The sequence below is a fragment of the Vibrio sp. 10N.286.52.C3 genome (assembly GCF_041468865.1).
Taxonomy (GTDB): Bacteria; Pseudomonadota; Gammaproteobacteria; order Enterobacterales; family Vibrionaceae; genus Vibrio; species Vibrio crassostreae_C.
Map to the genome: position 1 here is coordinate 1 of NZ_JBFRJM010000078.1, position 17,649 is coordinate 17,649.

At 44.3% G+C, this 17,649-nt stretch carries 15 protein-coding genes and 1 pseudogene; 9 read left to right on the forward strand and 7 right to left on the reverse strand.

Features of this window, described 5'->3' with window-relative positions:
* Window positions 1-51: 51 nt before the first annotated feature.
* Window positions 52-567 carry a cytochrome b gene (locus AB4138_RS22105; protein ID WP_372307724.1) on the reverse strand — a complete coding sequence of 172 codons (516 nt, stop codon included), beginning with the start codon at window positions 565-567 and terminating at the stop codon, window positions 52-54.
* A gap of 276 nt (window positions 568-843) precedes the next feature.
* On the opposite strand from AB4138_RS22105, the gene AB4138_RS22110 reads away from it, so the two are divergent.
* Window positions 844-1,683, forward strand: coding sequence for a tetratricopeptide repeat protein (locus AB4138_RS22110; protein WP_017069419.1), 840 nt, complete (start codon window positions 844-846; stop codon window positions 1,681-1,683).
* Window positions 1,684-1,844: 161 nt separating this feature from the next.
* Window positions 1,845-3,101, forward strand: a complete 1,257-nt coding sequence (locus AB4138_RS22115) for a peptidoglycan DD-metalloendopeptidase family protein (RefSeq protein ID WP_017064801.1) — start codon at window positions 1,845-1,847, stop codon at window positions 3,099-3,101.
* 106 nt (window positions 3,102-3,207) lie between these two features.
* On the opposite strand, the gene AB4138_RS22120 is transcribed toward AB4138_RS22115, so the two are convergent.
* Window positions 3,208-3,528 (reverse strand): heavy metal-binding domain-containing protein, encoded by a 321-nt coding sequence (locus AB4138_RS22120; protein WP_004730185.1) that lies wholly within the window; start codon window positions 3,526-3,528, stop codon window positions 3,208-3,210.
* A gap of 36 nt (window positions 3,529-3,564) precedes the next feature.
* Window positions 3,565-4,512, reverse strand: a complete 948-nt coding sequence (locus AB4138_RS22125; protein WP_017064800.1) for a LysR substrate-binding domain-containing protein — start codon at window positions 4,510-4,512, stop codon at window positions 3,565-3,567.
* Window positions 4,513-4,603: 91 nt separating this feature from the next.
* On the opposite strand from AB4138_RS22125, the gene AB4138_RS22130 reads away from it, so the two are divergent.
* A complete protein-coding gene (locus tag AB4138_RS22130; RefSeq protein WP_017059531.1) occupies window positions 4,604-5,629 on the forward strand; it encodes a DMT family transporter in 1,026 nt (341 codons plus the stop codon).
* Between the two features lie 42 nt (window positions 5,630-5,671).
* Here the strand turns inward: AB4138_RS22130 and AB4138_RS22135 are convergent, their stop codons facing one another.
* On the reverse strand, window positions 5,672-8,695 hold the full coding sequence (locus AB4138_RS22135) for an HD domain-containing phosphohydrolase (protein WP_372307727.1): 3,024 nt from the start codon (window positions 8,693-8,695) through the stop codon (window positions 5,672-5,674).
* 347 nt (window positions 8,696-9,042) lie between these two features.
* Here AB4138_RS22135 and AB4138_RS22140 point away from each other — a divergent pair, with 347 nt between their 5' ends.
* From AB4138_RS22140 to AB4138_RS22155, 4 genes are all read left to right on the forward strand, one after another.
* The gene (locus AB4138_RS22140) at window positions 9,043-9,789 is read left to right on the forward strand and encodes a phosphatase (RefSeq protein WP_372307730.1); all 747 of its coding nucleotides are present in this window, start codon (window positions 9,043-9,045) and stop codon (window positions 9,787-9,789) included.
* Between the two features lie 144 nt (window positions 9,790-9,933).
* Entirely contained in the window at window positions 9,934-10,329 is a 396-nt protein-coding gene (locus AB4138_RS22145; protein WP_017059534.1) for a cytochrome b562, read from the forward strand.
* 302 nt (window positions 10,330-10,631) lie between these two features.
* Window positions 10,632-10,982, forward strand: coding sequence for a hypothetical protein (locus AB4138_RS22150; RefSeq protein WP_017064798.1), 351 nt, complete (start codon window positions 10,632-10,634; stop codon window positions 10,980-10,982).
* Window positions 10,983-11,093: 111 nt separating this feature from the next.
* Window positions 11,094-12,629, forward strand: coding sequence for a PepSY-associated TM helix domain-containing protein (locus AB4138_RS22155; RefSeq protein WP_372307732.1), 1,536 nt, complete (start codon window positions 11,094-11,096; stop codon window positions 12,627-12,629).
* Between the two features lie 111 nt (window positions 12,630-12,740).
* On the opposite strand, the gene AB4138_RS22160 is transcribed toward AB4138_RS22155, so the two are convergent.
* Both AB4138_RS22160 and AB4138_RS22165 read right to left on the reverse strand, forming a co-directional pair.
* Complete coding sequence (locus AB4138_RS22160; RefSeq protein WP_102393573.1) at window positions 12,741-13,124, reverse strand: VOC family protein; 384 nt, start codon at window positions 13,122-13,124, stop codon at window positions 12,741-12,743.
* A complete protein-coding gene (locus tag AB4138_RS22165; protein ID WP_102393572.1) occupies window positions 13,124-14,056 on the reverse strand; it encodes a LysR family transcriptional regulator in 933 nt (310 codons plus the stop codon). The genes AB4138_RS22160 and AB4138_RS22165 overlap by 1 nt, the downstream gene beginning before the upstream one ends.
* A 454-nt stretch (window positions 14,057-14,510) precedes the next feature.
* Between AB4138_RS22165 and AB4138_RS22170 the strand changes: the two genes are divergently transcribed.
* Window positions 14,511-15,704 carry a glycine C-acetyltransferase gene (locus AB4138_RS22170; protein ID WP_017064793.1) on the forward strand — a complete coding sequence of 398 codons (1,194 nt, stop codon included), beginning with the start codon at window positions 14,511-14,513 and terminating at the stop codon, window positions 15,702-15,704.
* A 110-nt stretch (window positions 15,705-15,814) separates the two neighbouring features.
* Window positions 15,815-16,846: an L-threonine 3-dehydrogenase gene (gene tdh, locus AB4138_RS22175; protein ID WP_076645250.1), complete on the forward strand. Its 1,032-nt coding sequence runs from the start codon at window positions 15,815-15,817 to the stop codon at window positions 16,844-16,846.
* A 111-nt stretch (window positions 16,847-16,957) separates the two neighbouring features.
* On the opposite strand, the pseudogene AB4138_RS22180 reads toward tdh, so the two are convergent.
* Window positions 16,958-17,632 (reverse strand): annotated as a pseudogene (locus AB4138_RS22180) (tyrosine-type recombinase/integrase); the annotation flags it as partial.
* Window positions 17,633-17,649: the final 17 nt, after the last annotated feature.

Below are 17,649 nucleotides of genomic sequence, written 5' to 3' on the forward strand. Positions count from 1 at the left end.
AGCCGCGATGAACCTTTTTTGTTTGTGCAAACCGTGTTGAATTCTCTGAATCTAGAGCATCATCTTCAATACATAGTTCCTAGAGACAAAGTGGTGTTTAAGTGCGGCACTGATATGCAGCACAATTAAACAGGCTAGGGCAATACAACTGGCACGATGTAAATAGAAAAAGAAGCCGTTGATTGCAGAGTCGGTAATTAGATTATTTACGCTCACTAACCAAAATAAAGAGTACGGTTCTTTTAGCATTAAGTAGCCGGTGCTGAAAACCATAAACATCACAAGATACATCAAATAGTGTGCAAGCTTGGCAACGCATTTTTGCCCTTCAGGCACAGAGGTTGGCATGCTTGGCGACGAGCGAAAGTGGCTCCAGATATAACGAACCACAAGCAGTGACGTCGCAACGGTCGCCAATGACATGTTGAGCACTGACAGAAAAGAAAACAGCTCTGGATGACTGGTGACATAGTGCATCACATACCCTGCGATTGTTGCATAGATGATTACAGAAGCCATTACCCAGTGCAGTACACGGCTTACTAAATCGTATCGTGGATTATTCAAATTAACCTCGTTCTGATCGTTATTAATATAAGATTCATCTCGATGCAATAAACCATTTTTCGGTATATTCGCATCGCGAATTAATCATATAGAACAGTATTACGCGGTATTTTTATAATTTAGAAATTAATGATGTTGCTTCAGGTGTTTTATAATTATCAATGATGTTTTAGAGTGTTAATTCCAATATGGACATAGCAAACTTGTCGACTTCCTAGCTTGTATGCCTATTACGAGATACAGTTAGTCTAAAGATAAATATATAAGGAATGTATAATGCTTCGAATCTTATTGATTGCAGTTATCTCGGTGTTCAGCACGATGAGTTTTGCAAGCGAAGAGGTTAAGTACTCGGAACAAGAGTATTTGGATAGACCGCTGATGGAACGCTATATCTTGGATGAGTTGAAGCAGCTTCGAATGGAACAGCAGGATCTTGAAAGACGCTTGACCATTCAGATGACTGACCGGGAACTGACTGTGGCAGACAAGTCTCTGAATTACGCCAATGTAACCGTAACCTACTTCTTCTACATTATTGCTGGTGTGGCCTCTCTTATCGCGCTGGTGGGTTGGCAATCCATCAAAGAGCTTAAACACACAACTCAAGACATGGCTGATAAGCGACTTAATTCTATCGCTCAAGACTATGAGAAGAAGTTTAATGTTCTTGAACGGGATCTTAAGCGCAAGACCAGAATCATTTCCGACAACAACCGCGAAATTGAAATTATCAATGAGATTCATAACCTATGGTTGAGAGCACAGAACGCACAAACGGCAGAGCAAAAAATTGAAATCTACGATGAAATACTGAAGGTTCGTCCTGGAGATTTAGAAGCACTTACTGCCAAAGCTGACGCTGCTATGGATATACAGGAATACCACTGGGCAATGAGTCTTTGTAACCGTGTATTAGAAGTCGATGACCAAAATGCTCATGCCTTGTATCAACGTGCTTGCGCCTATGCTCGATTAGGGGCAGAAGGTCAAGCGATCGATGACTTAGAGCGCGCTATTGAAGCCAGTGGGTCCATGAGAGAGCTGCTAACTGAAGAGCCGGACTTTGAGATGCTGCGAGGCTTAGAACGCTTCGAAGTACTTCGTGAAGAGTAATATGAGGTAAAGATCCGTGTTAACTAAGGTGGTGGGCTTTGCATGCTCACCATACTTTCACACCTATCGCGCTATGGTTTCTTACATTTCATTTATTTTTTTGATTTAATTGTTATGTTATAACACTTTCTAAGTTCCTTGTTATAACCGCTAAGTATTTTATGAAGTTCCTCCGTATTGGTCTGATCGTTACTGCGATCAGCGCATTTTCCCTTGCTGCTTTGCTCTCTTTTCACTCCAAACCAGCACCAGAAATCTCTATCAAAATAACACCTTACCAAGGTTCTCAACCTAATGATAAGGAAGTCATCGACTCGCAAGCGACTCCCAACTCTTTGGTTAAGGTCCATTATTTTGTGAAAGTTGGCGATACGCTAAGCAACATCTTTTCGTCATGGCAACTGCCATATGGAACCGTTCAAAAGGTGATGGAAGCGGATCTGGAGTCTTTGAAACTCGACACAATAAAACCTGGTGACCATCTAGAGTTGCTTTTGGATAGTGACTCAAAACAGCTTGTGGAGCTGATTTATCACGAGAGTTTGGTTGAGCAAGCAGCCTTTACTCGAAACGATGATGGTAGCTTCACCTATAAATTCCACGAGATCCCAGGCGAATGGAAAGAAAAACTCTATGCGGGTAGTGTTCACGGTAGCTTTTCAACGTCAGCCTACAAAGCGGGGTTAACTACTAACCAGATAGCCAATATCACCCGCACACTAAAAGACAAAGTCAACTTCGCTCGAGAGCTGAGAGCTGGTGATAGCTTCAATGTATTGGTCAAAGAGCAGTACACGGATGATCACCTAACGGGTAAAACAGAAATTCAAGGTATCTCAATTCAATTAAGAAACCGAGAAGTCGCAGCTTTTCTAGCACCAGATGGTCTTTTTTATGACAGAGAGGGAAATAGTCTAGAGCAAGCCTTTGATAGATACCCAGTCGACAGAAAATTCCGAAGAATCACTTCTTCGTTCAATCCGACACGAAGACACCCAGTAACTGGGCGAATCTCACCGCACAATGGTACCGACTTTGCGACACCTGTTGGTTCACCTATCTACTCAACTGGTGATGGTCGAGTGGTGGCACTTCGTGACCACCCGTATGCTGGTAAATATTTGGTGATTGAACACAACAGCGTATATACGACGCGTTATCTTCACTTGAGCCGCTTCTTAGTTAAGAAAGGTCAGCAAATTAAGCGAGGTCAGAAAATTGCGCTATCGGGTGCTACTGGTCGTATTACTGGCCCGCACTTGCACTTTGAGGTATTGGTTCGTGGTCGCGCCGTCGATGCGATGAAGGCGAACTTACCAATGGCAAGCTCAATTATGCCTAAAGATAGAAAAGAGTTTTTGGCTCGAATTGCCTCTTTTGATGCCATGATTTCTGAGCCAGAAGATCGTGCGAGTTAGAGATATTCAAGCCTAGTTTGGCAGCGAATACAATAACGCCCCTTAGCTAGCGATTCAGCTAAGGGGCGTTTTTCTAGGTAATCGCATGATTTAGCGAGTGATTCAGTTAAGCAACCACCACTGCCGTGCCACTAGCAGAGACCATCAACATGCCATTACCTGTTCCCAAGACTTCGTAATCAATATCTACGCCTACCACCGCGTTGGCACCCGCTTCAATCGCTTTCTGTTCTAACTCTTTGAACGCGTAGTTACGTGCTTTTTCCAGTTCTTTCTCGTAGGTGCCAGAACGTCCACCCACAAAGTCACGAATTCCTGAAAACATATCTTTGAAAACGTTCACCCCTAGAATGGCTTCTCCGGCAATAACCCCTTTGTAATCGACAATGCGCTTGCCTTCGACTGATTGTGTGGTGGTAATAATCATAATGGCCTCTTGTAAGCTTGCTGAGCTGTCACTCGCTTATTGATTGATAGTTTGGTCTTGCTCTTGAATGTCATCGTTCAGTGCTGTCTCTGAGCGTGTGAATTCATGTCTTAACCATGTTCTCAGTTTTAGCACACTTTCTTGTTTTAATTTGTTTTTTGGGCAAACAAAGTAAAAATCTTGGTGCGGGTTAGCAACCGGTTTACCCAGTTCGACAAGCATCCCATGGCTGATATCATCTTTCACAAACAAGCGATGCGTTACTAGTACGCCTAACGAACGAATTGAAGCTTGCACCGCTTGAATGGAGACATCGAATGTTAGGTTGCTATGGAATGTGGGCATTGGGATTTGGTAATTGTCGCACCACACTTGCCAGTCGTGTTGTCGCCTGAGGTTAAAAACGCCAATGGTCGGGTTTTGTTTGACGAGTTGTTCGACGCTCAATCCGGTCTGGTTTTTTAATATCGTAGGGCTACACACCAATACTAGGTCATCGTCGCCCAGTTTCTCGCTGTAATATTGTTCCCACTCGTTGGGTTTGCCATGTACAAGCGCAACATCGACCCCTTCCTGCTCGATATCGAAAGGGCCAGTTAGCGTCGAAATGCGGATATCAAGTGAGGGAGCGAAGGCTTGGAAGTCGGGAACTCGTGGGATCCACCAGTGCATCGCTAGCGAATTGACCATGTTGAGGGTAATGCGGTGGTCGTTAGGCGTTCTGGCAAGCTCTTCGGTCGCCTCTATCACTTGCTCAAGTGCGGGAGCAACTTTGCGGTAATATCGCTTACCTGCGGCATTAAGAACAACACGACGACCGACTCGTTGAAACAGAGGCTTGTTGACCAGTTGTTCTAACGACTTTATCGCTTGGCTTACCGCAGAGTGACTGACGTACAATACCCGCGCGGCGTCGGTCATGCTGCCAGTCTCAGCAACAGCAATGAAAGCATAAACGGATTTAAGCGGAACGAGTTTTTTCATTGGTAAGTTTTCCTTACAGTTATAGTTAATATTACTCGCTATTTTTCATTACGTCACGCCTCTAAAATAGATGTCATAGGAGGTGATAATTATGTCTGATATTACCAAGGCGACGACTTTCATGTTGTTGTCGACGTTCAGTTTGTCTTTAAGTGGCTTGATGGCCAAGTATCTATCTGAAGTGATGCCCACTTCGTTACTCAGTTTTGTGCGTTTTTTGTTACCCAGTCTGTTTTTATTTCTTTTCCTGACCTTTTACAAAATCAGCAAGCCGACACGAGAAATGTGGAAACCTTTGGTGATGCGGGCGATCTTTATGGTGGCGTGTCAGTGGTGTTTCCTTACTTCACTGCAAACCTTAACGCTTGTTGAAGGGGTTGTGTTGTTCAGTACGGGGCCTCTGTTTATTCCATTGTTAGAAAAGTTAATATTTAGAACCAAGATTCATACAACGACGATAGTGTGTTTAGCTGTCACCTTTGTTGGCGTAGTGATGATGGCGGGGGATTGGTCGCAGTTTGAGTTGGGTTCGGAGTTCTTTAGACCTGCGCTTCTGCTTGGGCTTCTCGCGGGGGTATTTAATTCTGGCTCGCAAGTGAGTTTGTACCGAGCGTCTAAAACCAGCCTGACTCCGGCAGAGCTTAACGCGTGGACCTTTTTAGTTGCGGCAATTATTGTGATACCAATGGTGGTGTTTACTTCTGTTTCTGCGGTGCCTGATGTACTTGAAAGTGCAGAGAAAGGAACCTTGTCGGCGTTGCTGTCTTTTGACGATTTACGCTGGATTGTTCTCGGATCACTTGGTCTTGCACTGTTTACCATCAATACCCAAATCTTCCGTTCCAAGGCGTATAAGCTTGCAGACAGTGGCTCCCAGTTGGCACCTCTGATTTTTACTAACATGCTGTTTAGCGCGCTTTGGCAGGGCTTGTTCTTTGATGATGTGTTTTCTACACAGCAGATGATTGGCATTAACCTGATTGTCGTGGCGAGCATCACCAATACATTGCTGGCAAAAAGACACAGCAAGGCGAAAGCCAAACAAAAACCGCACACCACAGTGGCTGTAGCGACTGTAGTGGACGTTGCGGTATTGGACTCGGCAGCTAAAAGCTAACCATTGAGTTATGGCTTATCCTCTGAATGGTTAATTTAAAACTTAGAACAATGAGCGTATGTATTCTTTTACTCGGTCGATGTGTTCGTGCGGGTCAATCTCGCAGCGTTGGTTCATTTCTAGGAATCGCTCAGCGTATTTATCGTAGATTTTGTTTTCCAAAAACAGTAAATACAACTTGGGATCGATATGACCGCTGGTGGCCATGTCGGTCATGATGTTGAGTGATTCGCTTAAGAGTTTACCTTTCTTATAAGGGCGATCACTAGAGGTGAGCGCTTCAAAGACATCAGCAATTGCCATTGCTCTGGACGGCAGAGGTAACTGGTCTTCGTTTAAGCCTCTTGGGTATCCCTTACCGTCGATACGTTCGTGGTGTCCGCTGGCGATATCCGGAATGTTTTGAAGGTAAGGCGGGTAAGGCAACTTGTTGAGCATGGTGAAGGTTTGGATAATATGATCGTTGATCATGAAACGTTCTTCATCGTTTAGCGTACCACGGCGTACTTTCAAATTGTGCAGTTCACCTTGGTTGTATTTAACTTCTCCGGGCTTAAGTACAAACGCTTCTTGCCATACATCGGCAGGGTTAAAGCCATTGTCCCAAGGTATTTTATGCTCCGGTTTGTCTGCAAGCAGAGGCTCCATGACAGGCAAACCTTTTTCCTGACTTGTTGGCTCAGTTCTCTCTTTCTCAACCGACTCTTTTTGGGTGTTAAATCTCTCTTTTTCAGACCAAGACAAACCCAATTGATCATCCAGTGTACGTTTCCATTGGCGTTTGGCTATTTGATCTAAGCGTTCTAGCTGCTCTTCCGTCATAGATTCGCCGCCAAGATTACACTCAGCAACGAAGGCAAACTCCTCATCCAGTTCAGACAGGCTTTGTTCGAGTATTTTGAGTTGTTCTTCTTGTAGTGCACCGTTCGCCATCGCTTTCCAGTAATCGGTTTCCGCTTGCTGTTTCAACAACTCAAAACGCATTCGCACTTCGTGGATTCGGTCGTAAATGGTTTCCAGTTTTGTTGCCTTATCTACCACATATTCAGGCGTGGTCACCTTGCCGCAGTCATGAAGCCAAGCGGCGAGCATCAACTCTTCCCACTGTTTACTGTCCAATGAGAATTGCGGGTAATAGCGGTCATCATCTATGGTTGCTTGAGTTAGCCATTTGGTGAGCTCAGGCACTCGTTGGCAATGCCCGCCCGTATAAGGTGACTTGGTATCAATCGCCGATGCAATCAGCTCAATAAAGGCATTAAGCATGTCTTTTTGTTGCTGCATTTGGTCGATGTTGTCTTTCGCTATTTCCGCAAAGCTGAGCAACTCTCTTAAAAAGGCGTGCTTGTCTGCCTGCATCTTGGTAATTGGTCTCTCATAGCCAATTGCCACAATCCCTACCAACAGTTTCTCTCGGTTTAATAGTGGAAATAGGTACAGGTCTGAATTGAAGATCGAATCTTGGTAATAGTTGAGAACATTGTCTTCTCTGTTTAAATGGATCGTCTCACCAGATTTAAGCTGACACAGCAACCAAGGCGTGTGTTTGATGAAGTCATTGATGTCGGCCTTAAAAGGAAGAATGGCAAGGTTGGCTGCCGTATCAAACACGTCTTTCTCTTTGGATTGAGTGAAAAGGACAATGGTTTCTGCTTTGGTAATTAAATAGCTTTGATGAGCAATGTTCTTGGCTAAGATCGAAAACTCCTGATTCCCGGCGGTGTCTCGAAGTAGGGTAATCAGATCATGAAGCGTGTGTTCCATTAGCTCAATCGAGTGGGCGAGGTTAGCCACTTCTTGAATCATGCTTTTGGGATAATGAGTACGCCTGAAGTCGAACCGAGCGATGTTGTCGGTGAGTTGCATCAGCGTATTGAGCGGCTGAGACAGTCGATTAGCAACAAACCATACGATAGCGAAGCAGATGAACAACATCCCAATCGCGACCGCAACTTGCTTGTCTCGCATCGAGATAAGATCAGTGAGTAGCTCATTGTGTGGCGTCGCTTCTGCCAAGTATAAGGTGACATTTTGAGTCAGTTGAACCGGCGTTAGCGTTAGTGCCCAAGTGTTTAAGTTGTACTCAACGTTTTTTAGATTGAGGTTAAACTTCTCTTCATCAGAGATAAGCGGCGCAATAACGGACGCTTTCAATGCTTCCATCTGTTCACGTTTGGGCACATTAAAGAAGCTTTGGTCTTGCTCACTGCCAGAGAGATTCCCCGTCGTTTGGTTGTTCGTTTGCTCAGTTTTACTTGTGTCATCAGATTGGGAGTCAGGCTTGGGTACTGATAGCTCAAGTTGATGCTGACCGAGAAGATTAAAATGTTGATCGAACAAGGCGAGTCGGGTTTGCGGAGAATAAGCTAATTCACTGATCTGAGAAGAGAGGGAACTCAACGTAAAGTCGGCACCAACCACATGCTTGCCATCGGCAGAACGCCTAGAGAGTGTAATGCCATTGGTTTGCAGGAAATAGAATAGATAGGGCTCAGAGAGTTGTATTGAGCCATCAGGCTTTGCGTTACGAAACCAAGGACGAGTGGTGGGGTTGAACTTACTCTCTGCTTGTCGAGTACTGATCACTTGATGTGCGCCATCAAGATAGGTAATAAAGTTTTCACCGTCTAGATTGGTGCTGCTGACCATCATGGTCGCTTTAGCGGGCGCGCTGTTTTCGGCTCTCTGTTTATTGGTGCTTAATGGACGAAAGATTCTGAAGTCACCCTCTTCAGAACCGTAAAATAGAGCGACCAAATTGGTGTTTTGTTTGAAGATGATATCGACCGAAGCAAGCCAAGAGTCTTTTTCGACAGCGGAAGTTTGATGAGCAACAAACGGGCTCACCGCCATCACATTTAAGGTTGTGATGACAGGGGCAATCGCTTGTTTAAATACTGATTCCAGCTTGTCGCGATGCTCATTACTGATCTCGCGCACTGTGCCTAACAGCAGCTCTTGGGAGTGCCGATAACTTATCGAAATCAATACCGCACCGACAAGTGTTGTCAAAATTAGGAAAAGGCTAGTGATGTGGATACTCAGCGGATATCGTCTTCTTCTCATCTAACACTCCAGTTTGTAGACTGGTTTAAGTATTGACGAACTTGGGTAGGTTGCAAAAAATTGGCGCAATTACCGAGTGTGTGCGGTTCGACTTAGATAAGACCAAGCGCTGGCTGGCTCTGGTTAGCCACGTATTCCCGTGTCGTGTAAATGAACCAGTAATAAACCTTTATGTTTGGGTGCTAATTGTCACTTTCAGCTGATAAACTGGTTGAATTGTTGCCATCAGGCACTCATTTTCTGAAGCATTCCTTTTCAGAAAAAAGGTGCAGGCACTCCTGACCTGAAAAAGATTCAGAGTTACTTTCTGAAAAACGTATTTGACCGAGCGAAGAGGGCATTGATTCATGGAACTCAAAGTAGATACTCACACCCACACATACGCAAGTGGTCATGCTTACAGCACATTGATCGAAAACGCCAAGTCGGCAAAGCAAAATGGTTTAGCCATGTTTTGTACCACTGACCATTCAGAATCAATGCCGGGCGCTCCACACTATTGGTTCTTCAGTAACCAACGTGTACTTCCTCGTTTTATCGAAGAGGTTGCCATCATCCGTGGTGTTGAGTCGAACGTCATGAACACTCAAGGTGAAATCGATATCCATCCGAGTGTGGATAAGAACCTAGATTGGGTGATTGCCAGTTTCCACGAGCCCGTTTTTCGTCCATCGGATGTCGCTACCCATACAGAGGCTCTCGTGAATGTGATTAAGGGTGGTCGAATTGATGCGCTTGGTCACTTAGGCAATCCTAATTTTGATTTCGATTTCGAAGCCGTCATTCAATGTGCGGTTGAAAACAACGTGGCGATTGAGATCAACAACACCACACTTAAAGGAAATAGCCGAGTTGGCAGTGTTGACCGTTGTTATGAGATTGCAAGAATAGCGAAAGCGAAGGGTGCATTTATTACAACAGGCAGCGATGCGCATTTCTGTTTAGATGTAGGTGGCTTGGATTTAGTCGCAGCATTGTTAGATGAAGTGGGCGTAGATTCGAGTAAAGTGATTACCCATTCGCCAAAGCAGTTCCTAGCCTTTTTGGCCTTGCGCGGTCGTAATGAAATCCCAGAATATTCAGATCTTGTTTAAGAGAATGTCGGCGGGTTTGCATTTCGACACAATCAATTTTTGTGCCTGAAAGATTTTTGTATACACTAACCGAAAATAATAAAGTCGAAGTGCCACAGTAATGACGGCTCTAACTTCAAAGACACCGCTTCACTTGGAGAAACAATGAAAACTCGCTCAATCCTTTTATCTGGCTTAATCGCTGCTTCAGTATTGTCTGGCAACGCATTTGCTAATGTAGACCTTAAGAAAAACATGCAAGAAATGAAGCTTGCGTTCAAACAAGCGGCAGAAGCTCAAAGCATTGAAGAGATGCAAAAGCCTATCGTTCGTTTAGATACGCTAGTGGCAGAGCTGAAAACGGGTGTTTACCCAGTCGAGAAAGAAGACAACTTCATGGAAGGCTTCAAAAAGATCAGTGCATCACTGGATAGCATTGAGCAGAAGCTAGATCAAGGTGACTTAGCGTCGGCACAGCAAGAACTTCGTACTATTGATGGCCTTCGTGAAGAGTACCATGAGAAGCGTAACCCAAGCATCTGGAGCAAGATCTTCGGTTAATTCGTTAATCATGAACGTTTGCTAGATAGGTAACAAAGAGCAAACCTCAAGATTCGATTTCTAAAACGCCGCCTTACATTACCCTCTTTCGAGGAAGGTGTAAGGCGGCGTTTTTTATTGTCTCTTTTATCGAAAGCCTGCTGCAAAGAGATGAGTATTACTTTCTTAGTTTTAGTGTTGTAACCAGTATTTAACGAAAAAGAGTGTGCGTTAGCTTCAATTTTTTAACTTGCTGTTAATCTTTACGTTTACCTATATTCCAAGTCCCTCATAATAAGGGAAATTTATAAAGACTTGGGATAATGCGCCGAACCTCGTTCAACTTCTTCATGTTACTTGCAACAGCATTAAGCTGGGCGCTAGTGACATTAATGCCTGTTATCAATGCTCATGGTAATAGTGCGGGAGTATGGGCGTCGTTATGTACGGTCAATGGCTTTGAATTGGTTCAAATCGAAGAAGGCGAACCTAATACTCATAAAGGAAAGCCGTGTCCGTTTAGCCATTTTTCCACGTTTCACCAAGATGAACTTCCCACTACACTACTGACAACTCGACTGAGTTCTATTGTCTCCGACAGCTACGCTTTTTTGGCTCTAAGCGAACGCTACACGAGGCAAGCCCCGCGCGGCCCTCCCTTTGTTATTGCTTAAACCTAACCCTTTAAAATAATTAAAAAATAAAGTATTAAGTAAAGTTAAACATGCTCAGATTACTTTCTGATTTTTCAGAAGGTATGTTTGCGTGTGTCAAAGGAAATTATAATGTTGAGAAATGAATCTCAAACCCCTGCGAAAGCACAAGCAACTTCGCAGTCTAAAAGCAGTGCAACAACCGGTTCGGAAACCAATATAAAAAGCAAAGACCGCAATAAAACCCTCTATTTCCTCACATGGCGCTGGCACTTCTATGCTGGGCTATTTGTTATCCCGTTTATGTTAATGCTGAGCATTACAGGTTTGGTGATGCTGTTTGATGATGAAATCGAATTGACTTTCCACCACGAAGCCCTAGAGATTGTTGCATCGGGCGAGCCGATTAAAGTGTCAAAACAGTTAGCTGCAGTACAACTTCAATACCCACAAGGTTCGGTTACCCAGTTTGTTCCGAGCAAAGCTCCTGATCTGGCTAACCGCTTTTCGGTAGCACTTGTAGACGGCACATCGGTCTTCGCCACGGTAAATCAATATACGGGCGAAGTGGTCGGAGAGATTCCGCGTAGCGACAGCCTGTACCAACTCGCGAATGACATTCACGGCACTTTGTTGATTGGTGATTGGGGTGATTATCTAATTGAAGTCGCAATAAGCTTGTCTATTCTGTTGCTCATCAGTGGTATTTACTTATGGTTACCTAGAGATAACGCGAGCCGCGCTGGTTTTCTTAAGCTTCGATTTGGTTCAGGAACGCGTATTTTAATGCGTGATCTGCATGCGAACATTGGAGGTGTGTTATCGCTCGTTCTGTTGTTGTTTATTCTGTCTGGATTGGCTTGGACAGGCTTCTGGGGCGGTAAATTAGTTCAAGCATGGAGCACTTTCCCTGCTCAAATGTGGGACGATATTCCGCTGTCTGATAAGACGCACACATCGCTTAACCATGGCTCAGAGGAAGAACTTCCATGGAATCTAGAACAAACACCGCTGCCGTTGTCTCAAGATAAGCCAGCAGAACATGTACATCACGTGGAAGAGGCATCTGAACCTCATGATCACTCTAAGATGGGCGAAGACCACTCTCAACATGTGATGTCAGCAAGCAGTTTCGGGATTGATGATGTTATCCAAAAAGCGCACTCACTTGGTTTCACTCAATACAAGGTGAATTTCCCGCGTTCAGAAACAGGTGTTTACACGGTCACAGCCAACACTATGGGCGGTGACATCATTGATCCAACGCAGGACCGTACTACGCACCTCGACCAATACTCAGGTCGTATTCTGGGTGAGGTGACATGGCAAGATTATAACTTCATTGCCAAAACGTTAGCGGTAGGTATTTCATTGCATCAAGGTGACATCAGCATCATTAACAAGCTTCTAAATGCTTTGTTTTGTTTGGCGTTCATTGTTGTGTCCGTGACTGGTGGTGTGATGTGGTGGATACGTAGACCTTCAGGTCAAAGAAAGCTTGGCACGCCACCGAAGTTTGGCGATGCAGGGCTTTGGAAGACAGGTTTAGTGATTGTGATAGTTATTTCAGTACTGTTTCCACTGGCGGGAGCGACGATCGTGACAGCAATGCTGCTGGATTGGTTACTATTTTCACGCGTTGAGAAATTCAAGACGGCATTGAGTTAATTGATATACAAACTGACCTCCTTTTTCAGGAGGTCAGTTTCATTATTCAGATGACATGCTCTGTTTATTAAGAAGACGTTAGACTTGTACAGCTCTATATGTGATAAAGCTCTAGATTTCATAAAGCTCTAACGGAAGCCCGTCAGGATCGGCAAAAAAAGTAAATGCTTTACCTGTAAATTCATCAATTCGGATCTGTTCGACTTCGATTCTTTGTTCTTCCAAATAGCTTTTGATTTGTTGAACGTCATCAACACAAAAAGCTAAGTGTCTTAGCCCTTGAGCTTCGGGAAAGCTAGGCCTTTCTGGCGCGTTAGGGAAGCTGAATAGTTCTATTTGAGCACCATTAGGTAGCGCTAAATCAAGTTTGTACGACTGGCGAGCCTCACGATAGTTTTCGGCAATGATCTCAAGTTTCAAAATCTCGGTGTAAAAGTGCTTCGATGCGTTGTAGTTTGAACAGATTATGGCTGCGTGGTGTATTCCTTTCAACATCAGTTTATTTCTCCTGCCAACTTGTCACCTAAGTGCTCCATGGCGTAATCAATGAATACACGCAGTCGAGCGGGCATGTACTTGGTTTGAGCAAACTGCATCGCAATCGCACCATGGTAATTACTCTTGATGGTCCAATCTTCCAACACTTGTACTACAGCCCCTTCAGCCAACGCATCTTGAATCACGAAGTCATGGAAAATACCGACGCCTAGACCTTCTTTCACACCTTTCAGTCGCATCTGCGAGTGGTTAACTGCGTAACGTCCACTGACGGGTACTGTGTGAAATTCATCATCTTTAAGAAAATCCCAAATGTGATCTTTGTCTGTCTCTGCAAGATACAAACAGTCGTGTTCAGACAGCTCGGTAGGGTGGTGAGGAATCCCCTTGGCATCTAAATAGTCAGGGCTTGCACACAACACGAGGTTTGTTTTTCCTAACTCTTTCAATACTAAGCTTTCGTCGGGCTTATCAGTCAGGCGGAAAGCAATGTCGATGCCTTGACGTAAAATATCGATGTCGCCGTCAGCCGCTCTCAATTTAAGTTGGATTTCTGGATACTGATTTAAGAATGGAACAACGAAAGGCTGCAATACCGAATTCAAGAAGGCTTCAGGCGCCGCTACCGTTATCGAGCCTGCAGGTTCGGTATGGTCGGAGGTAGACAGTTCAACGGCTTGTTGCGCTGCGTTGATCATCACCACACTCTGATCATAAACCAATTGACCCGCTTGCGTAATGATAAGGGTACGAGTGGTACGCTCAAACAGTTTCACCGATAGCGCTTTTTCCAAGCGGGTGATGAGCTTACTCAAGGCTGACGGTGTCACGCCTAACTGTTTTGCTGCAGCCGTAAAACTACCTTCGTTAACCACCAAAATGAACGAGGCGAGGTCCGGAAGCAGGGCGATGAGTTTTGGGTTAATCATAAGTATCCAATAGGCTAGTTTCAACGATGAACTTAATGGCAATTGTGAGCGATTTACTCTGATTTGTGAATCAATTTCATTAATTGATTGACGTGATTGCTCTGATAGGTTGTTGTGTTTGAAGCTCATCTGTATAGCGGCGTTGCTGCTGCGCATTCTGAGATGAAAAATTGAGATTTGATATGAAAGCGAAATTAGACGGAAATTATAGCTAATTTGGCGTTTAAAAAAGCAGGTGAAGGGCGTTAATGTGCCCTATGTCACTGGGATGAACTATTATTAGTGCCTGTGATTCATTAATGTTTTTCCAACTAAAGGGATAATCGGAACGGGGATGTTCAACTAGAATATAGGCATAAGTTTTACAGTGTAAATGATCGTGTTGAGATCGTTTACATCCCTACATAAAGCGGCGCGCGATGCTGCTAAATTATAACTAGGAAGGAATGAGACAATGTCTTCTGCATTTTACCAACAGATTCAAACTCAAATCGAAGAAGTTAAAGAAGAAGGTCTTTACAAGTCTGAGCGCATTATTACTTCTGCACAAAAAGCAGCGGTTTCTATCTCGACTGGTGAAGAAGTACTAAACTTCTGTGCAAACAACTACTTAGGTCTTGCTAACCACCCAGCTCTTATCGAAGCAGCTAAAGATGGTATGGATCAGCACGGTTTTGGTATGGCTTCAGTACGTTTCATTTGTGGTACTCAAGATTCTCACAAAGAACTAGAGCAAAAGCTTTCTACGTTCCTAGGTAAAGAAGACACTATCCTTTACACATCTTGTTTTGATGCAAACGCTGGTTTGTTCGAAACAATTCTAGGTAAAGAAGACGCAATCATCTCTGACGCACTAAACCACGCATCTATTATCGATGGCGTTCGTCTGTGTAAAGCAATGCGTTTCCGTTACTCGAACAACAACATGGAAGAGCTAGAGCAGCAACTTATCGCTGCTAAAGAAGCTGGCGCTCGTCACACACTAATCGTAACTGACGGTGTGTTCTCAATGGACGGCGTAGTGGCTAACCTTCCTGCTATCTGTGACCTTGCAGACAAGTACGATGCACTAGTAATGGTTGATGACTCTCACGCAGTGGGCTTCATGGGCGAAAACGGAGCGGGTACTCACGAGTTCCACAACGTTGTAGACCGTATCGATATCATCACTGGTACTCTTGGTAAAGCAATGGGTGGCGCTTCAGGCGGTTACACTTCTGGTAAGAAAGAAGTGATCGACTGGCTACGTCAGCGTTCTCGTCCATACCTATTCTCTAACTCTGTTGCTCCTGCAATCGTATCTGCGTCTATCCGCGTTCTAGATCTTCTTGCGGAATCTGGCGACCTACGTACTCAACTATGGGAAAACTCTGCTCACTTCCGTACTCGCATGGAAGAAGCTGGCTTCACTATGGGCGGTGCAGACCACGCAATCATCCCAATCATGCTTGGTGATGCAAAAGTAGCGGCTGAGTTCGCTGAGCGCGCACTAGAGAAAGGCATCTACGTTGTAGGTTTCTCTTTCCCTGTAGTACCAAAAGGTCAAGCTCGTATCCGTACGCAAATGTCTGCTGCACACTCTCGTGAGCAACTAGACCGCGCAATCGATGCGTTCATCCAAGTTGGTAAAGACATGGGTATCATCTAATTTTAAAGGGGTGCCACGAGCATCCTTTAATTAGATAGAACAACACCCAGTAGAACATATAGATTTTTGATTCTCGCCTTACAGTTAGGCGAGATGAACTAGGTAACATTATGAAAATTAAAGCACTTTCTAAGCTAAAGCCTGAAGAAGGCATTTGGATGACCGAGGTTGAAAAGCCTGAAATGGGTCATAATGATCTTCTTATTCGTATTAAGAAAACCGCAATTTGTGGTACTGACGTACATATCTACAACTGGGATGAGTGGTCACAAAACACAATCCCAGTACCTATGGTAGTAGGTCACGAATACGTGGGTGAAGTTGTTGGCATTGGCCAAGAAGTTCGTGGTTTTGAAATCGGCGACCGTGTATCTGGCGAAGGTCACATCACATGTGGTCACTGTCGTAACTGTCGTGGCGGCCGTACTCACCTTTGTCGTAACACAACAGGTGTTGGTGTTAACCGCACTGGTGCGTTCTCTGAGTTCCTTGTGATCCCGGCGTTCAACGCATTTAAGATCCCTGCAGAAATCTCTGACGATCTAGCATCAATCTTTGACCCGTTTGGTAACGCAGTACACACAGCGCTTTCTTTCGACCTAGTAGGCGAAGACGTGTTAATTACTGGTGCTGGTCCAATCGGTATCATGGCTGCTGCTGTTGCGAAGCACGTTGGTGCTCGTCACGTTGTAATTACTGACGTAAACGAATACCGCCTAGACCTTGCTCGTCAAATGGGTGTGACTCGTGCAGTAAACGTAATGGAAGAGAAGCTTGAAGACGTAATGGCTGATCTTGGCATGACTGAAGGCTTCGATGTAGGCCTAGAAATGTCTGGTAACCCATCTGCGTTCAACAGCATGCTGACTAACATGAACCACGGCGGTAAGATCTCTCTACTAGGTATTCCACCATCAGACATGGCAGTAGACTGGAACCAAGTAATCTTTAAAGGCTTGGTTATCAAAGGTATCTACGGTCGTGAGATGTTCGAAACTTGGTACAAGATGGCTTCATTGATCCAATCTGGCCTAGATCTAACACCAATCATTACTCACCACTACAAAGTGGACGATTTCCAGAAAGGCTTCGACGCTATGCGTAGCGGGCTTTCAGGAAAGGTTATCCTTGATTGGGAATAGTCTAAATTAGGCTCTCATTAGCAAAAGGCGACAGGTTAAATTGTCGCCTTTTTTACGTCTAAAACCGCTAAATAACGCTCGATTACAGTGGCTGTCGCCATTTTGTCGCCATTAATTTTCTAAAGGATTGAGGTGAACTGCCTGCATCAAATGCTCGGGAGCAAAGTGAGAATACGCCATTGTCTGCTCAATTTTTGTGTGACCTAGAATCCGCTGTAACACCAAAATATCCCCTTTATTCATCATAAAGTGCGAAGCAAATGTATGCCGTAGAACATGCGTTGCTTGCCCACTTGGAACATGATTAGGTAAAGCCCTTTTAATGTAGCGCCAGGCATCCTTATAAGTAGTGTCAAAAATCTTATGGTCGTTCACTGCGATGTCTAAGATCTCATGATACAAAGCAGGTGAGATGGGCACACTTCGATTTCTCTTACCTTTTGTCTCGGTGTAAGTTAGCTTGAATTCAGCTACTTGTGAACGGGTAAGAGTGAGAGCTTCACTTATACGAGCACCGGTGGCTAAGCAAATCTTAGAGATTACAATGAGCTGTGGAATCGAGACTGTAATTACGCGGTTGAAATTCTTCAGGTTAAATAGGAACTCTTCAATTTGTGGCTTGGTTAGATATGCCAGGTTCTTCTCGCTAGTTTTGATTGTATCGATAGCTTCAATCGGGTTGGGGTATTTCCATTGATTGTACTTGATTAGTTTCTTGAACATTCCCTTTAGATAAATCAATTCCATGTTATGTGTTGTTGGTGAAATCTCAACAGATTTATTTTTGGTTCATCGCGGCTTTC